This is a genomic window from Cellulophaga sp. L1A9, from assembly GCF_009797025.1.
Taxonomy (GTDB): domain Bacteria; phylum Bacteroidota; class Bacteroidia; order Flavobacteriales; family Flavobacteriaceae; genus Cellulophaga.
The window spans coordinates 385,727-405,311 of sequence record NZ_CP047027.1; the positions used below are offsets into that span (position 1 = coordinate 385,727).

General features: G+C 39.0%; 5 protein-coding genes. All 5 read left to right on the forward strand.

Annotated elements, in window-relative coordinates:
- Nucleotides 1-2: 2 nt before the first annotated feature.
- The 5 genes from GQR94_RS01625 (at nt 3) to GQR94_RS01645 (ending at nt 19,567) form a co-directional block, all read left to right on the forward strand.
- Nucleotides 3-935: a type IX secretion system membrane protein PorP/SprF gene (locus GQR94_RS01625; RefSeq protein ID WP_158973694.1), complete on the forward strand. Its 933-nt coding sequence runs from the start codon at nt 3-5 to the stop codon at nt 933-935.
- Nucleotides 936-1,362: 427 nt separating this feature from the next.
- On the forward strand, nt 1,363-9,201 hold the full coding sequence (locus tag GQR94_RS01630) for a gliding motility-associated C-terminal domain-containing protein (RefSeq protein ID WP_158973695.1): 7,839 nt from the start codon (nt 1,363-1,365) through the stop codon (nt 9,199-9,201).
- 23 nt (nt 9,202-9,224) lie between these two features.
- Nucleotides 9,225-10,157, forward strand: a complete 933-nt coding sequence (locus GQR94_RS01635) for a type IX secretion system membrane protein PorP/SprF (protein WP_158973696.1) — start codon at nt 9,225-9,227, stop codon at nt 10,155-10,157.
- 456 nt (nt 10,158-10,613) lie between these two features.
- Nucleotides 10,614-10,976 carry a hypothetical protein gene (locus GQR94_RS01640; RefSeq protein ID WP_158973697.1) on the forward strand — a complete coding sequence of 121 codons (363 nt, stop codon included), beginning with the start codon at nt 10,614-10,616 and terminating at the stop codon, nt 10,974-10,976.
- 179 nt (nt 10,977-11,155) lie between these two features.
- Complete coding sequence (locus GQR94_RS01645) at nt 11,156-19,567, forward strand: gliding motility-associated C-terminal domain-containing protein (protein WP_158973698.1); 8,412 nt, start codon at nt 11,156-11,158, stop codon at nt 19,565-19,567.
- The last annotated feature ends 18 nt before the right edge of the window (nt 19,568-19,585 follow it).

Here is a 19,585-nt window from a genome sequence, read left to right on the forward strand (position 1 = left end):
ACATGAAAAAATATTTGATCATAGCACTCTTTGTCTTTGCAGGGACCACAACTCTCTCTGCACAACAAGATGCGCAATACACGCAGTACATGTACAATACCATTTCGGTGAATCCTGCCTATGCAGGTTCCCGAGGGGTGCTGAGTATTGCTGCCTTACACCGCTCACAATGGGTAGGATTAGATGGGGCGCCAACCACTCAAACCTTAAATCTGCATACTCCGGTGTCTAGAAGGGTGGGTTTAGGACTTTCTATTGTAAATGATGAAATAGGAAATGGTACCAATCAAGATACGTATTTTGATGCCGCATTTTCCTATACCATCCCTACTTCTGAAGAAGGTAAACTCTCATTTGGATTAAAAGCAGGAGGACATTTCTTAAACATCGATTTCTCTAAACTTAGAAATTATGGCGCAGAAAGTAACTTGCCTAATGTGGATAATAAATTCTCTCCTAATTTTGGAGCAGGGGTTTACTACCATACCAATAACTTTTACTCCGGACTATCTGTTCCTAACTTTTTACAGACAGAACATTTTGATAGTGCAGGAACCAATAGCTCCTCTTTCTTGGCAGAAGAACGGTTAAATATTTACTTTATAACAGGTTATGTTTTTGATTTGAATCCTAATTTAAAATTCAAACCTGCAGCATTGGTAAAAGCTGTAAAAGGGGCGCCTTTACAAATAGATGTCTCGGCTAACTTCCTTATTAATGATAAATTTTCTGTAGGAGCTGCATACCGTTGGGATGCAGCAGTAAGCTTATTGGCAGGGTTCCAAATCTCAGAACAATTAATGCTTGGACTTGCTTACGATAAAGAAACAACAGACCTAGGAGCTACCCGTTTTAATGATGGGTCTTTTGAAATCTTTCTTCGCTATGAATTCTTAACACGATACAAAAAGGTAATAACACCAAGATTCTTTTAAAATAGTTTCTTTGTAATAATTTAACATCTGATGATCACATCTAGATCCACTACTGCTATAAAATTAAAATTTTACTAGGTTTTTTTTGCCTATAAGTCTTGCTCATACCACCAAATTAATTACCGTTCACCGACACCTTGTTACAATTAACCACACCTTTAGGGGTGTTCGACAACAAAAAATACGAATAACTTTCTCAAATACTTTACTTTGTTAAAAGTATTAATAAATAAAATAGACTACAGTAATAAGACTATTTATTTTGCAATTTGTAAGTTTTAACTTATTTATTTACTTTTAATCGTACATAAATAACATTTCATCGAAAAATTATTTTTGAGTCCAGTTATAAATTGTAATGATTTTTTTCTTCTTAATGTTAATAAAATATTGATAAAAAAAATTACTGACCATACCCTTTAAAACTATGAAAACCCAAAACCAATTATTTAAAAAGAAACTATATAGTATGGTACTATTAGTATTTGCTTTTTCTAGCTCTTATGCGCAATTAAGTAATACACATTATATACCACCCATGTATTGTCCGGAATACAATGCTAATAATTGGGGGAATGAAGAACTTCATTTATCAACACCTTCCTCTACTGCTTTTACAGTTTTTGTTGAAGACGGAGCTGGAAATCCTGTTGGGGCGGGTAATAACGGAACTCTTGGAGCTTATGATATTGTTAATGGAGCTCCATACGTCTTAAGCTTAGGTACTGCTCCTAGTGGGTACGCTTCAGCCCTCACCGCAAACCTAGGTGACGTTATTGATGGCAATGGCTCAGGACTAAAATTGACTGCAAGTGAAAATTTCTATGTTAATTTTAAGGTTAATGGAGGTTCACAAGCAGCTAGTTTAACTTCAAAAGGTACATCCGCTTTGGGTACCCATTTTAAATGGGCAGGACCACCAAACCGAACAACATATGCTGCCGGTGGATATTCTGTTTTGAGTATAATGGCCACACAAGATGGCACCGTTATAGATGTTACGGATTATGATACAGATCTTCTTATTCAACGTAATACAGATGCCAGCGCAATTACAGATGATGCTCTAAATTTCACCTTAAATGCAGGAGAATCCTATATTTTAGCAGTAAGAGCAAATACAGGTACTGCCAATAGAACCGGATTTATTGGTGCTGATATTACATCAACTTCGCCAATCGCTGTAACAACAGGTGGAACATTATTTGCGATAGCAAACACGGGCGGTAGAGATTTAGGAATTGATCAACTTGTACCAATTGAATTATTAGGTACAGAATATGTTGTCATTCAAGGTAATGGCGGTTCTTCTGAACGTGTTATCTTAACAGGTACAGCTAATGGCACATCGGTTAATGTTAATGGTGCTTTTTATGGTACCGTAGAAAATGGTACATTTTTAGAAATTAATGGTAGTGAGTTTTCAGCAAACGAAAACATGTTAATTGAAACTACAGGTGCCGTTTATGTACATCACGCTATAATAGGTGTTAATGGATCTGCTAATACAGATGGACTAAATTTTATTCCCCCATTATCGTGTTTTAATGATATTGAACTTAATGAACTTTCAAGTCCAAGGGTAATTGCAGGAACCTCATATACAGCTTCAAGCTTAATGGTTACCACTATTGCAGGTTCTACACTACTTGTTAATGGAACTGCCACAACTGAAACAGAAAAAGCTGTACCTAACAGTACTACATGGGTTACTTATAAAATACCTATTGATAATGATGGCAACTATTCCGTTAGTAGTAATAATCCAATTGCAGTTAGTTTATTTGGAGGCTCAGGTAATGCCGGATTCGGTGGTTATTTCTCTAGTTTTGGTAGTGCCCCTTATTTAGAGGCAAATCAATATTTAAATTACTGTTATGATGAACTTTCTGTGATAAGCTCAGTACCACCATCAGGGATAACTTGGTATAAAGATGGCGTAGCTATTCCTGGTGAAACAGGAAATACTTTTATTCCTACACAATCAGGAACGTATTCTGCACTAATAGATGTGGCTTTTTGTCAATCATTCACAAGTCAATTTACTTATGTTTTTGATGATGATGATCTAGATGGATTGCCTAATGATTGCGATCCAAATGATGATAATATAGATACAGATGGAGATGGGATTCCAGATGGTGCAGATGCCGATGTTGATGGTGACGGAACTTTAGATAACGGACCTGACTGTGATGGCGATGGTATCAATGATTTATTTGATTCAACACCATGTCCTGGTGATGTGGCAGATCCTGCAACAGATAGTGATGGCGATGGAATCACAGATGAAAATGACTTAATAGATAATACTGTTGATACAGATGGTGATGGTTTACCAGATGCTATTGACCCAGATAATAATAATCCAGATACCGATGGTGATGGTGTTCCAGATGGTGTGGATATAGATCCTGATGGAGATGGTATCGCCAATAACGGAACGGATTCCGATGGTGATGGAATAAACGATTTCTCCGATATTGATAATAATCCAGGTGCTCCCGATTCTGACGGAGATGGTATTATAGACTCGGAAGATACAATAGATAATACCGCGGATGCCGATGGAGATGGTTTACCTGATCATTTAGATCCTGATGATGGCAATTGTGATACTGATGGTGACGGCATTGTTGATGGTGCTGATATTGACGTTAACGGAGATGGAACAAATGATAACGGAGCCGATACTGATGGTGATGGGGTGAACAATCAGTTTGATTCTGATGTTGACGGTAACGGAACCATTGATAATGGCCCCGATGCAGATGATAATGGTCTTAATGATGACAAGCAACCATTAGATACTGATGGTGATGGAATTCCAGATGGCTGTGATACGGACCCTTCAAACCCTTGTTCTCCTTCAGCGGACAGTCTTTATGTTCCTGTAGATACCGCTGATTGTGATAATGACGGATTAACCTATGCAGAAGAAATAACTGCAGGTACAGATCCTGACTTGGCTGATACAGATGGTGATGGCATAACTGATGGACAAGAAGTATCAGATGGTACAGATCCACTAAATGACTGCGATTCATTCGGTGGAATTCCCCTTGGAACAAGTGATTGTGATGGTGACGGCGTGCCAAATGCAACAGATGTATGTAATGGATTTGACGATTCTCAAGATAATGATAATGATGGTATACCAGATGGCTGTGATCAAGATGATGACAATGACGGCATATTAGATTCTGTTGAATGCTCATTACCAGAAATTGATCAAAACTTTAATAATTGGTCACTGGGAAGCGGATGGACAGTTTTAGGCGGTGGATCACAAGCACGAAATCAAAACAACGACAGTGATAGTCAAATTTGTTATACAGTAAATGATGTCCAATCAATAGCTGCTGCATCTTTCGTGAAGTTTAACTTCTTAGTTAGAACTAATGGTTCAGGAAATGCTATTGTTAATACTGGTGTTGCAACGTTGGAATTTCAAATTAATGGTACAACATATACAACTTTTTATAATCCTGGGGATAATTCTAGCACTAATGCCACAGTTAATGCAAGTAACGGTGCGATAGCTTCATTAAGTAGTTTTCCAATTTCAACTACTTCAGGGGCGTTAACAGATGTTTCTGTTATCATACCATGGTCAGGTGCTGCAACTATGGATATTTGTTTTAATTACTCTGCGTTGCAAGATGATTGGGATATTTCTGCAGTACTAATCGTCGATGCTGATAAGTTTGCATGCGATTCTGATGGCGATGAAGTTCCTGACACTATTGATTTAGATGCTGATAATGATGGTATATATGATGTAATCGAAGCAGGAGGAACCGATACTGATAACAACGGAGAAGCTGATGGAGTCGTAAGTTCTTCAGGTGTTCCTGATACAGCAGGTTCGGGGATAACCCCTATAGAAACTACGAGTGGTACTCCCGACTATCTCAATTTAGATAGCGATGCGGATGGATGTTCAGACGCAAACGAAGCTTATGATGATAGTACTGCCGATAATAGTGATGGCTTTGAATACAGTAATGCAGATAATGCTACTGTCTCAGACGGATCCGGAATTATTTTGTTGAATGGTTTAGTATCAAGTGCAACATATACCACAGGAAACGTGGCTGCTGTAACTGCAATAGGAATAGATATTGATGGAGATGGCTTAATAGGAGCTTGTGATTTAGATGACGACGGTGATGGAGATCCAGACACTACAGACCCAGACCCATTAGATCCATGTATATTTAGTACAAATCAAAATACAGCGAATGTAGAAACTAGCTGGAACAACCTAGATTGTGATGGAGATGGAGAAACCAACGGAACCGAAATTAGTAATGGAACAGATCCAACTGGTTCTTGTGATGTTACCGTTCCTTCTGTAAGAACTACCGGTGATGATAATTATGCTATTTGGGCTGCAGCAGATTGTGATGGGGATGGAAATAGTAACGGAACAGACCCGAATCCTTTTACACCTACGGCTGTAGATGATAACACTTCAGCTGATGTAGGCACTCCAAAATCATATAATGTCGTAAATAATGATGACTTCTTAATAGGGAGTACAATAACAATTATTCCATCTGGGACTACAGCCCCTACAGAAACACAACAAACTAATGGAATTGGTCCTATTTCTGTTGATAGTGCTAAAGGAGAAATAACATATACTGCTGATCCTAGTGAGGATCCTGGTTTTGTATATATTGTTTATGAAATTTGTAATGGAACTATATGTGACACAGCGGTTTTGTCTATAGCAATTCCAGCATGTTCAGATGTGGATGGAGACAATATATGCGACATCTTTGACTCCGCAATAAATGATCCATGTGAACCTTCTTCAGATCCAGATTGGCAACCACAAGGCACAAATGATTGTGATGGTGACGGATTGACAAATGATGAAGAGACTACAGGTGTAGATGACCCTTCAACTCCGGCAAATCCAAATGGAAATACAACTGATCCAAATCTAACAGACACAGATGGTGATGGTATCTCCGACGGGCAGGAAGCATTGGACGGTACAGACCCTAATAATGACTGTGATTCTGTTGGTGGAACGCCACTTGGAACCAGTGACTGTGATAATGACGGACTTACAGAAGCAGAAGAAGCGACAGCGGGCACAGATCCTAATAATCCAGATTCTGATGGAGATGGTGTTCTTGACGGAACAGAAGTTAACATTGATAATACACTGCCTCTTGATTTATGTAGTTATATCATCTCAAGTGCAACTGAAGCACCAAGCGCTGCATGGAATACAGCTGATTGTGATGGCGACGGTATTACTAACGGTCAAGAAATAATTGATGGTACTGATTCGCTTAATCCATGTAGTCCAGCGCGAGCTGCAGGGTACACAGGATACGATGCTACCAATGCTATTTGGGCAGCAGCAGATTGTGATGCAGATGGTGTAACCAATGGTACAGAAAATACCAACGGTACAGATCCATACAATACAGATACTGATGGGGATGGTGTTCCTGACAATACCGATGTTGATCCTCTAGATCCATGTAGTCCAGCGCAAGCTGCAGGGTATACAGGATATGATGCTACCAATGCACTTTGGGCAGCGGCAGATTGTGATGCAGATGGTGTAACCAATGGTACAGAAGATACCAACGGTACAGATCCTTACAATACAGATACTGATGGGGATGGTGTTCCTGACAATACCGATGTTGATCCTCTAGATCCATGTAGTCCAGCGCAAGCTGCAGGGTACACAGGATATGATGCTACCAATGCTATTTGGGCAGCAGCAGATTGTGATGCAGATGGTGTAACCAATGGTACAGAAAATACCAACGGTACAGATCCTTACAATACAGATACCGATGGGGATGGTGTTCCTGACAATACCGATGTTGATCCTCTAGATCCATGTAGTCCAGCGCAAGCTGCAGGGTATACAGGATATGATGCTACCAATGCTATTTGGGCAGCGGCAGATTGTGATGCAGATGGTGTAATCAATGGCACGGAAGATACCAACGGTACAGATCCTTACAATACAGATACTGATGGGGATGGTGTTCCTGACAATACCGATGTTGATCCTCTAGATCCATGTAGTCCAGCGCAAGCTGCAGGGTACACAGGATACGATGCTACCAATGCTATTTGGGCAGCGGCAGATTGTGATGCAGATGGTGTAACCAATGGTACAGAAGATACCAACGGTACAGATCCTTACAATACAGATACTGATGGGGATGGTGTTCCTGACAATACCGATGTTGATCCTCTAGATCCATGTAGTCCAGCGCAAGCTGCAGGGTACACAGGATACGATGCTACCAATGCTATTTGGGCAGCAGCAGATTGTGATGCAGATGGTGTAACCAATGGTACAGAAAATACCAACGGTACAGATCCATACAATACAGATACTGATGGGGATGGTGTTCCTGACAATACCGATGTTGATCCTCTAGATCCATGTAATCCAGCGCAAGCTGCAGGGTACACAGGATATGATGCTACCAATGCTATTTGGGCAGCAGCAGATTGTGATGCAGATGGTGTAACCAATGGTACAGAAAATACCAACGGTACAGATCCATACAATACAGATACCGATGGGGATGGTGTTCCTGACAATACCGATGTTGATCCTCTAGATCCATGTAGTCCAGCGCAAGCTGCAGGGTATACAGGATATGATGCTACCAATGCTATTTGGGCAGCGGCAGATTGTGATGCAGATGGTGTAATCAATGGCACGGAAGATACCAACGGTACAGATCCTTACAATACAGATACTGATGGGGATGGTGTTCCTGACAATACCGATGTTGATCCTCTAGATCCATGTAGTCCAGCGCAAGCTGCAGGGTACACAGGATACGATGCTACCAATGCTATTTGGGCAGCGGCAGATTGTGATGCAGATGGTGTAACCAATGGTACAGAAGATACCAACGGTACAGATCCTTACAATACAGATACTGATGGGGATGGTGTTCCTGACAATACCGATGTTGATCCTCTAGATCCATGTAGTCCAGCGCAAGCTGCAGGGTACTCAGGATACGATGCCACCAATGCACTTTGGGCAGCAGCAGATTGTGATGCAGATGGTGTAACCAATGGTACAGAAGATACCAACGGTACAGATCCATACAATACAGATACCGATGGGGATGGTGTTCCCGACAATACCGATGTTGATCCTCTAGATCCATGTAGTCCTGCACAATCTGCAGGGTACACAGGATACGATGCTACCAATGCTATTTGGGCAGCAGCAGATTGTGATGCAGATGGTGTAATCAATGGCACGGAAGATACCAACGGTACAGATCCTTACAATACAGATACCGATGGCGATGGTGTTCCTGACAATACCGATGTTGATCCTCTAGATCCATGTAGTCCAGCGCAAGCTGCAGGGTACTCAGGATACGATGCCACCAATGCACTTTGGGCAGCAGCAGATTGTGATGCAGATGGTGTAATCAATGGTACAGAAGATACCAACGGTACTGATCCTTACAATACAGATACTGATGGGGATGGAATTTCCGATAGTCAAGAGATGACAGATGGAACTGATCCATTAAATGATTGTGATTCTATCGGGGGTAGTCCTTTAGGAATATCAGATTGTGACATGGATGGTTTAACTACAGATGAAGAAGTTGCTTTAGGAACAGATCCTAATGACCCTGATTCCGATGGCGATGGTATTTTGGACGGACAGGAAGTATTGGACGGTACTGATCCATTAGATGATTGTGATTATAATGGCGGAAAAGCATTACCTGATAGCGATTGTGATGCAGACGGGTTGACGACTGCACAAGAAGATGCCATTGGTTCTGACCCTAATAATGCAGATACCGATGGGGATACCATCCCAGATGGTCAGGAAGTAACCGATGGTACAGATCCTTTAGATCCTTGTGATGCTATTGGTGGTGTCCCTACCCTAGCAGCTGGTTGTGATGAAGAAGTGGTAAGTTCAGGAATAGCTGTTGCTAATGAAATTCTTACTCCTGATGGCGATGGCGTAAATGATTTCTTTAGGATTGAAAACATTGAGTCTTTCCCGAACAACACAGTACAGATTTATAACCGTTGGGGAGTGGTAGTCTATGAAATGGCTGGATATGATAATCAATCTAACGTATTTAGAGGCGCTTCTAATGGTAGAGTAACCATTAGTACAGATTCTGAGCTACCTGTAGGTGTTTACTTCTATATAATCAAATACGTAAATGAAGGGAATCATCTAAATAAAGCCGGATATTTATACATCAACCGATAAGCATTAACCATTAAGAATAAAACATGAAAAAATATTTGATCATAGCACTCTTTGTCTTTGCAGGGACCACCACACTCTCTGCTCAACAAGATGCACAATACACACAGTACATGTACAATACCATCTCGGTGAATCCTGCCTATGCAGGTTCCCGAGGGGTACTGAGCATTGCAGCCTTGCACCGCTCACAATGGGTAGGATTAGATGGCGCGCCAACCACACAAACCCTAAACCTGCATACCCCGGTGTCTAGAAGGGTGGGTTTAGGACTTTCTATTGTTAATGATGAAATAGGAAATGGTACCAACCAAGATACCTATATAGATGCTGCGTTTTCCTATACCATCCCTACCTCTGAAGAAGGTAAACTCTCATTTGGATTAAAAGCAGGAGGACATTTCTTAAACATCGATTTCTCTAAACTTAGGAATTATGGCGCAGAAAGTAACTTGCCTAACGTGGATAATAAATTCGCTCCCAATTTTGGAGCAGGGATTTATTACCATACGGATAAGTTTTATTCAGGATTATCTGTTCCTAACTTTTTACAGACAGAACATTTTGATAGTGCAGGAACCAATAGTTCCTCTTTCTTAGCAGAAGAACGTTTAAACATTTATTTCATAACAGGCTATGTGTTTGATTTAAACCCCAACCTAAAATTCAAACCTGCAGGGCTTGTAAAAGCTGTAAAAGGAGCGCCTTTACAAATAGATGTTTCGGCTAACTTCCTTATTAATGATAAATTTTCTGTAGGTGCTGCATACCGTTGGCATGCCGCAGTGAGTTTATTGGCAGGATTCCAAATCTCAGAACAATTAATGCTAGGATTAGCCTACGATAAAGAAACAACAGATCTAGGAGCTACCCGTTTTAATGATGGGTCTTTTGAAGTCTTTCTTCGCTATGAATTCTTAACACGATACAAAAAAGTAATAACACCAAGATTCTTTTAAATTAGTTTCTTTATAATACGTAACTATATGATAATCAAAATCATAAAATAAAAAGGATTTAGTTGAAGCCGTTTACCGACTTCAACTAAATCCTTTTTTATGTGAAATTCATTCTCTAGGAATATTTCCTACATAAAAAATCTCCTTATCCTGATGGTCAATTTACCACTTGTCGACACTTATCGGTCATTTGACCACACAAATTGTACATAACACAACAATTTTTAAAAATTCTTTCATAATTAGTCTTACTTTATAACTAATTAACACATAAAAATTTTATAGTTCATAAGATTTAACATGCAAATAAGTAAGTTTTATCCTATAAAATTGTATTTTAACATTGAAATAAAGCCGTTGAACGATTGTGTCGATTTTACATTGAACAGAAAGTTGCATTCAAACTGAATTTATTTTCTTGTCAAAAATTAGCTAATAAAAAGTAAATAGTATAAAATGATAAAAACTAATTCAAATATTTCTAAAAAAAACCTCAGAACCGCAAAATTACTTTTTTTGTTTATTTCTTTAATTCATTTGAGTATCAATGCTCAATACCCTTCTGGAACAGATGTTTCTACATTAACAAACCCTTTTAGTTGTACAGGAGAAGCTTATATAGTATATGCTCCAGATGCATCAACAAGTTCTACATTAGCTTTTATATCCCCGAGTACTCCAAGTGTAGAAAATTCTTCATTTGTATTTAACAATGTAACGGTAAACCCTTTAGCATATAATGTGTCAGTAGCTTATGGTTATGGGTTTATAACAGGTGATCAAGATACTAGTTTTGGACCTAATCGCTATGATATATAATAATATTTGATTCAAAACACAAATAAAATAACCATACAACTAAAACCATGAAAAAAGATTCCCCATACTTTTCTGTTATTGGACCTTTAAATACCAACCTTTTATATTTCCTCTTCAAGTAAAGCAAAAAATAAACATATTTTACAAACACTAACCCCCCTTTTCAAATTATTGTTATTATGAAATATAAATACATGTATAAATCTTTTGATGTTGATAGACCATCGTTTAAAATAGCGATGACGTTTATCATAATTTTATTAAACCTAGGGCAGGTTTTTTCACAATTAGATAGTAAGCATTATTTACCTCCAATGCGCGCAGGAGCTGATACCAACGTTTCTAATATTGGGAATGCCATTTATTTGTCCACGCCAGAAACAACTCCTTTTGATGTGGATGTTTACTTTGGTGATGCAACGTCTCCTTCTTATACAGTGGTAGGATTGTCAAATACTACCCCTCAAATAATGGATTTGTTTAATACAGACGTTACTGGTGATTTGGTTGCTGAAGGAGCTTTAGATGAAATAATATTGATGTCACAAGCGCAAACAGGGGTTGTGCAAACAACAGCAGGTATGCGGTTTGAGTCTCAAGGGGTTAATAATCTTTTTTATCTAAATTATAGAGTTGCATCCAATAATCAGACTGGATCTTATACAGCAAAAGGAACAAAAGCTTTAGGTACGGAGTTTAGATGGGGAGGTTTACCAAATAATGCAAATACAACTAATGGTTCTAATGCTGTATCCACTTCATTAGGTATATATGCTACACAGGATAATACGAGTGTAACCATTTCAGATTATGGAAATACAACATTTAGACAAGGAGCACTTGCAGGTGTTTTGACAACAGGGTCTCTAACTATTAACTTAAATGCAGGTGAAACTTATGTTTTAGAGACTATTTGTGATTCTGGGGTTACTAACCATGTAGCAAATAGAAGTGAATGGATTGGTGCGCAAATTAGTTCTAATTTACCAATAGCAATTTCTAATGGTCAACTTGTAGCTGCTGCTGGAGATAGTGGAGCAGATGCAGGTATGGATCAGCCCGTACCAATAGATTTTTTAGGGAGAGAATATGTATTGATAAGAGGAGAATCTACTTTGGCAGCTAATGAATATGCTATTGTAGTGGCAACTCAAAATAATACGGAGGTTTATGTTGGAGATCCAACAAATCCTGCTAATTTAGTAGATACTATTGATATAGGAGAATTTGCAAGAGTAGATTCATATTCTGGCACAGCAGTGGGGTCTAATATGCTAATCACTACGACAAAAAACGCGTATGTTTATCAATGTACAGCAGGTCAACAAAATGGGCCAACAATAGGGATGAACTTTATTCCACCAGCAAATTGTTTACTACCAAATTCTGTAAATAATATTCCTAATATTCAAGATATGGCAGGTACTACTGCAAATTTTTCTGCAATTACAGTAGTTGCTAATGAATCCGTAACACAAGTTACGATTACAGATGGTACAGGTACACCAGTTGTATTAAACACATTTGATGCAATATTAGGTACTTCTATTTATAAGACAATTTATTATGAACCAAATCCTAATTTAACGGGTAATGTTTCGGTTGTAGCTGATGGTCCTGTAGCAATTGGAGTTTTTGGCGGTGTAGGCACTATATCCGGCTATGCTGGTTATTTTTCTGGTTTTGATACAACACCAGAAGTTACGGTAACAGTAAATGGTCCAGCTTGTTTAGAGGCTGGTTTTACTGCTGATTTGGAAGCGCCAACAGGATATTTAAATTACGAATGGTTTAAAGATGGGGTTTCTGTAGTAAGTTCAGCTACTGCAGGTACTTATACAGCAACAGCGGCAGGTGTCTATTTTGTAAGAGTAGAACAAGCCGCTGGGTGTTTCTTCGATTCTCCCCCGGTAGACTTTTTAAATTGTATTGAGGCTAATAATGATTCATATGCAACACTAGCGAGCGGAGAAATTACACCAAGTGTTATTTTAAATGATAGTTTTTTTGGAATCACGCCACCAACAATTGGTACAGCAGTAGGTGAAGTAAGCATTGTAGAGGTTGGAACACAAGCGAATTTAACATTAAATACAGATGGTACTATAACTGTAAATCCAAATACACCAGATGGTACATATACACTTATGTATGAAATATGTGAAGCTGATGTTAATTATATGACTAATTGTAGTACAGCCACTGCTACTATTCTTGTTGCTGATGCTGATGGAGATGGTGTAAATGATGTTGCAGATTTAGATGATGATAATGATGGGATATTAGATACGGTAGAATGTCCAGTTTCAGCACTATTAACATTTGATCCAACATCTCCACCAACTCCAGTTTCAACAGGAGCAGATATTGCAAATTTGGTAGCAGGGGATGTATTCCTTTTCTCAGGTGGTTTTACAGATGGTATTTTATCTTACGATGTTCGATTAAACATAATTGAGGTAAGTGGTCCTGGAGAAACGGCTATTTCAGCTACATCTGGAAGACTAGGTATTTCTGATCATAATCCAAATGATAATAAATTTATAGCATTTGAATTAACAGTTGTTGAAACTGCAACCGTATCAGCAGGTGATTTAGTAGGTATACCTGTTTCTTTAGCTAATGCAAATATTTTTATAGGAGATCTTGACGCTACTACAGGTAGAGATATGTCTGATGTAGGAGGTTTTGCAGTAGGTTCAGGAATAAATAGCAGATTAGGTGCTTTGGTACAAGGTAGTGCACTAACCAATTCTGGATTTGTGTTAGGAGGACCATCAGGGAGTTATGAATATGCAAGATTAAGTACTTTCGGAGTTTCAAATCCTACGAATAGTGATCCAGCATATGGATTACAGGCAAATTATTCCTATTATGTTACTGATCGTATGGTTGTAGGAGCAACAGGGGTTGGAAATGCAGGTCTTAGAGGTTCATTTATTATATTAACAGGTAACGCTATATTATCATGTGATTCTGATGGTGATACTATTCCAGATCACTTAGACACAGACAGTGACAACGATGGTTGTAATGATGTTTTAGAATCTGGTGGTACAGATGATGATGGTGATGGAATTTTAGGTGATGCTCCTACTACTGTAGATGTTAATGGTCAAGTAACTGGAGGAGGTGATATTTCAGGAGCCTATGATGGGGTCAATGGAGACGAGACTATAGCTGTAGAAGCAAGTATCACCACAGCACCAACAGATCAAACTGAAGATCCAAGTACTACGGCTACTTTCCAAGTTGTAGCACTTGCAACTAGTACCACTGATTATACGGGTACTGCACCTACAACAACTCCTGATTATACAGGAACATCTGCAACAGATCTATCATCTTCTTTTGTGTACCAATGGTATCTTGGCGACCCAAATTCTGGAGGTGTATTACTATCAGATGATGCTACATATACTGATACTTCCACAAATACATTAAATATTTTAACTAATACCAGTTTAAATGGTAATGAATATTTTGTTGTAGTAACGCATCCTAATAACTTATGCGTATCACTAATTGATAGTGCTATTTTAACAGTAAACCAACCACCGGTAGCAGATGATGAAACGGTAACTTTAGATCCTGCCGTGGCTACAAATGTAGATGTGTTAACGGGTGATGATGATCCTGATGGAGACAATGCTAACCTTTCAATAACTGAGATTATTGATCCTGCCGATGTTGCTAATCCTTTAGCCATTACTCCTGGATCTAGTGTAACCTTAACTGATGGAACTATTGTAGAATTATTAACCGATGGTACATTAAATGTAACACCTCCTGTAGGGAGTACAAGTACAGGGTTTGATTATACGCTAGAAGATGAAGATGGTTTAACTGATACAGGTAGCGTAGCTATTACGGTAAACCAACCACCGGTAGCAGATGATGAGACTGTAACTTTAGATCCTGCCGTAGCTACAAATGTAGATGTATTAACGGGTGATGATGATCCTGATGGAGACAATGCCAATCTTACAATAACCGAGATTATTGATCCTGCAGATACGGCTAATCCGTTAGCCATTACTCCTGGATCTAGTGTCACGTTAACCGATGGAACTATTGTAGAACTATTAACCGATGGAACCTTAAATGTAACACCTCCAGCAGGTAGTACAAGTACAGGTTTTGACTATACTTTAGAAGATGAAGATGGTTTAACTGATACAGGTAGCGTAGCTATTACGGTAAACCAACCACCGGTAGCAGATGATGAGTCAGCAACGATAGATCCTGCTGTAGCAACAAATGTTGATGTATTAACAGGTGATAATGATCCTGATGGTGATAATGCAAATCTTTCAATAACTGAGATTATTGATCCTGCTGATGTTGCTAATCCTTTAGCGATTACTCCGGGTTCTAGTGTCACTTTAACCGATGGAACTATTGTTGAATTATTAACCGATGGAACCTTAAATGTAACACCTCCTGTAGGGAGTACAAGTACAGGTTTTGACTATACTTTAGAAGATGAAGATGGACTTACAGATACTGGTAGCGTAGCTATTACGGTAAACCAACCTCCTGTTGCTGATGATGAAATGGTAATTGGGGCAACCATAAATACAGATCTTACCGTTGATGTTTTAGATGGTGATAATGATCCTGATGGAGACAATGCAAATCTTGTTATCACAGAAGTAGAAGGACAAGCTATAAGTACGACTAGTCCAGTTACCCTTTCTGATGGTACTGTTGTTTCTCTTAATACGGATGGTACTTTAGAGGTAACGCCTCCAACTGATAGTACGGAGCCAATCGGTTTTGACTATACAGTAGAAGATGAAGATGGACTTACAGATACGGGTAGCGTAGCTATTGCATTTACACAATTACCTCCTGTAGCAGATGATGAAACGGTAACTTTAGATCCTGCTGTGGCTACAAATGTAGATATATTAACGGGTGATGATGATCCTGATGGAGACAATGCTAACCTTTCAATAACTGAAATTATTGATCCTGCAGATACGGCTAATCCTTTAGCCATTACTCCTGGATCTAGTGTTACCTTAACTGATGGTACTATTGTAGAATTATTAACTGATGGAACCTTAAATGTAACTCCTCCAGCAGGGAGTACAAGTACAGGATTTGATTATACGCTAGAAGATGAAGATGGACTTACAGATACGGGTAATGTAGCTGTTACTGTAAATCAACCGCCAGTAGCAGATGATGAAACCGTAACTTTAGATCCTGCTGTAGCGACAAATGTAGATATATTAACGGGTGATGATGATCCTGATGGAGACAATGCTAACCTTTCAATAACTGAGATTATTGACCCTGCTGATACGGCTAATCCTTTAGCGATTACTCCTGGTTCTAGTGTCACTTTAACTGATGGTACTATTGTAGAATTATTAACTGACGGAACCTTAAATGTAACGCCTCCTGCGGGGAGTACAAGTACAGGTTTTGATTATACGCTAGAAGATGAAGATGGACTTACAGATACGGGTAATGTAGCTATTACAGTAAATCAACCTCCAGTTGCTGATGATGAAACGGTAACTTTAGATCCTGCTGTAGCGACAAATGTTGATGTATTAACGGGTGATGATGATCCTGATGGAGACAATGCTAACCTTTCAATAACTGAGATTATTGACCCTGCAGATACGGCTAATCCGTTAGCCATTACTCCTGGATCTAGTGTTACCTTAACTGATGGTACTATTGTAGAATTATTAACTGATGGTACCTTAAATGTAACACCTCCTGCGGGGAGTACAAGTACAGGGTTTGAATATACTTTAGAAGATGAAGATGGTTTAACTGACACAGGTAACGTAGCTATTACTGTAAATCAACCGCCAGTAGCTGATGATGAAATCGTAGCTTTAGATCCTGCTGTAGCGACAAATGTAGATGTATTAACGGGTGATGATGATCCTGATGGAGACAATGCTAACCTTTCAATAACTGAAATTATTGATCCTGCAGATACAGCTAATCCGTTAGCCATTACTCCTGGATCTAGTGTTACCTTAACTGATGGAACTATTGTTGAATTATTAACTGATGGTACCTTAAATGTAACACCTCCTGCGGGGAGTACAAGTACAGGGTTTGAATATACTTTAGAAGATGAAGATGGTTTAACTGACACAGGTAACGTAGCTATTACTGTAAATCAACCGCCAGTAGCTGATGATGAAATCGTAACTTTAGATCCTGCTGTAGCGACAAATGTAGATGTATTAACGGGTGATGATGATCCTGATGGAGACAATGCTAACCTTTCAATAACTGAAATTATTGATCCTGCAGATACAGCTAATCCGTTAGCCATTACTCCTGGATCTAGTGTTACCTTAACTGATGGAACTATTGTAGAACTATTAACCGATGGAACCTTAAATGTAACACCTCCTGCGGGGAGTACAAGTACTGGGTTTGAATATACTTTAGAAGATGAAGATGGTTTAACTGACACAGGTAACGTAGCTATTACTGTAAATCAACCGCCAGTAGCTGATGATGAAATCGTAACTTTAGATCCTGCTGTAGCGACAAATGTAGATGTATTAACTGGTGATGATGATCCTGATGGAGACAATGCCAATCTTTCAATAACCGAGATTATTGATCCTGCAGATACGGCTAATCCGTTAGCCATTACTCCTGGATCTAGTGTCACGTTAACCGATGGAACTATTGTAGAACTATTAACCGATGGAACCTTAAATGTAACACCTCCAGCAGGTAGTACAAGTACAGGTTTTGACTATACTTTAGAAGATGAAGATGGTTTAACTGATACAGGTAGCGTAGCTATTACGGTAAACCAACCACCGGTAGCAGATGATGAGTCAGCAACGATAGATCCTGCTGTAGCTTCAAATATTGATGTATTAACAGGTGATAATGATCCTGATGGAGACAATGCAAATCTTTCAATAACTGAGATTATTGATCCTGCTGATGTTGCTAATCCTTTAGCGATTACTCCGGGTTCTAGTGTCACTTTAACTGATGGAACTATTGTTGAATTATTAACCGATGGAACCTTAAATGTAACGCCTCCTGCAGGTAGTACAAGTACTGGGTTTGACTATACTTTAGAAGATGAAGATGGACTTACAGATACGGGTAGCGTAGCTATTACGGTAAACCAACCACCAGTAGCTGATGATGAAACGGTAACTGGGGCAACCATAAATACAGATCTTACCGTTGACGCTTTAGATGGTGATAATGATCCTGATGGAGACAATGCAAATCTTGTTATCACAGAAGTAGAAGGACAAGCTATAAGTACGACTAGTCCAGTTACCCTTTCTGATGGTACTATTGTTTCTCTTAATACGGATGGTACTTTAGAGGTAACGCCTCCAACTGATAGTACGGAGCCAATCAGTTTTGACTATACAGTAGCAGATGAAGATGGACTTACTGGTACTGGTAGCGTAGCTATTGCATTTACACAATTACCACCAGTAGCAGATGATGATTCAGCAACGATAGATCCTGCTGTTGCAACAAATATTGATGTTTTAACTGGTGATGATGATCCTGATGGAGACAATGCAAATCTTTCAATAACTGAGATTATTGATCCTGCTGATGTTGCTAATCCTTTAGCGATTACTCCGGGTTCTAGTGTCACTTTAACTGACGGAACTATTGTTGAATTATTAACCGATGGAACCTTAAATGTAACGCCTCCTGCAGGTAGTACAAGTACTGGGTTTGACTATACCGTAGCAGACGAAGATGGACTTACAGATACGGGTAGCGTAGCTATTACTGTTGAATGTTCAGATATTACTGATACTGACGGTGATGGATTAACTGATTGCGAAGAAAGCACTGGAATCGATAATCCGAGTACAGTCTTAATACCTAACGGAACTAGTGACCCATTAAATGCCTGTGATCCTGATCTAAACCACCCTCTTTGTGATTCTGATAATGACGGACTTACAAATGAAGAGGAAGCATCTTTAGGCACAGATCCGAATAATCCTGATTCCGATGGGGATGGTATTCTTGACGGTCAAGAAGTATTGGATGGTACAAATCCTTTAGACGATTGTGATCATGATGACGGTACTGCGTTACCAGATAGTGATTGTGATGCTGATGGATTAACTACGGCAGAGGAAGATGCGATTGGCACAGATCCTGATATTGCAGATACTGATGGTGATACTATATCTGATGGTCAAGAAGTGTCGGATGGTACAGATCCATTAGATCCTTGTGATTCAATTGGTGGTGTTCCAACATTAAGTGCCGGATGTAATGAAGAAGTAGTTGACACAGGTATCGCTATTTCAAATGAAGTACTTACTCCTGATGGCGATGGTGTAAATGATTTCTTTAGGATTGAGAATATAGAATCGTTCCCGAACAATACGGTTCAGATTTATAACCGTTGGGGTGTTGTTGTGTATGAGATGTCTGGTTATGATAATGTAAGTAATGTATTTACAGGTACTTCTAATGGTCGTGTAACCATTAGTACTGATTCAGAATTACCAGTAGGTGTTTACTTCTACATAGTTAAATATGTTAATGGAGATAACAACCTTAGTAAATCAGGCTACTTATACATCAATAGATAAATCAACCATCAAAGAAGT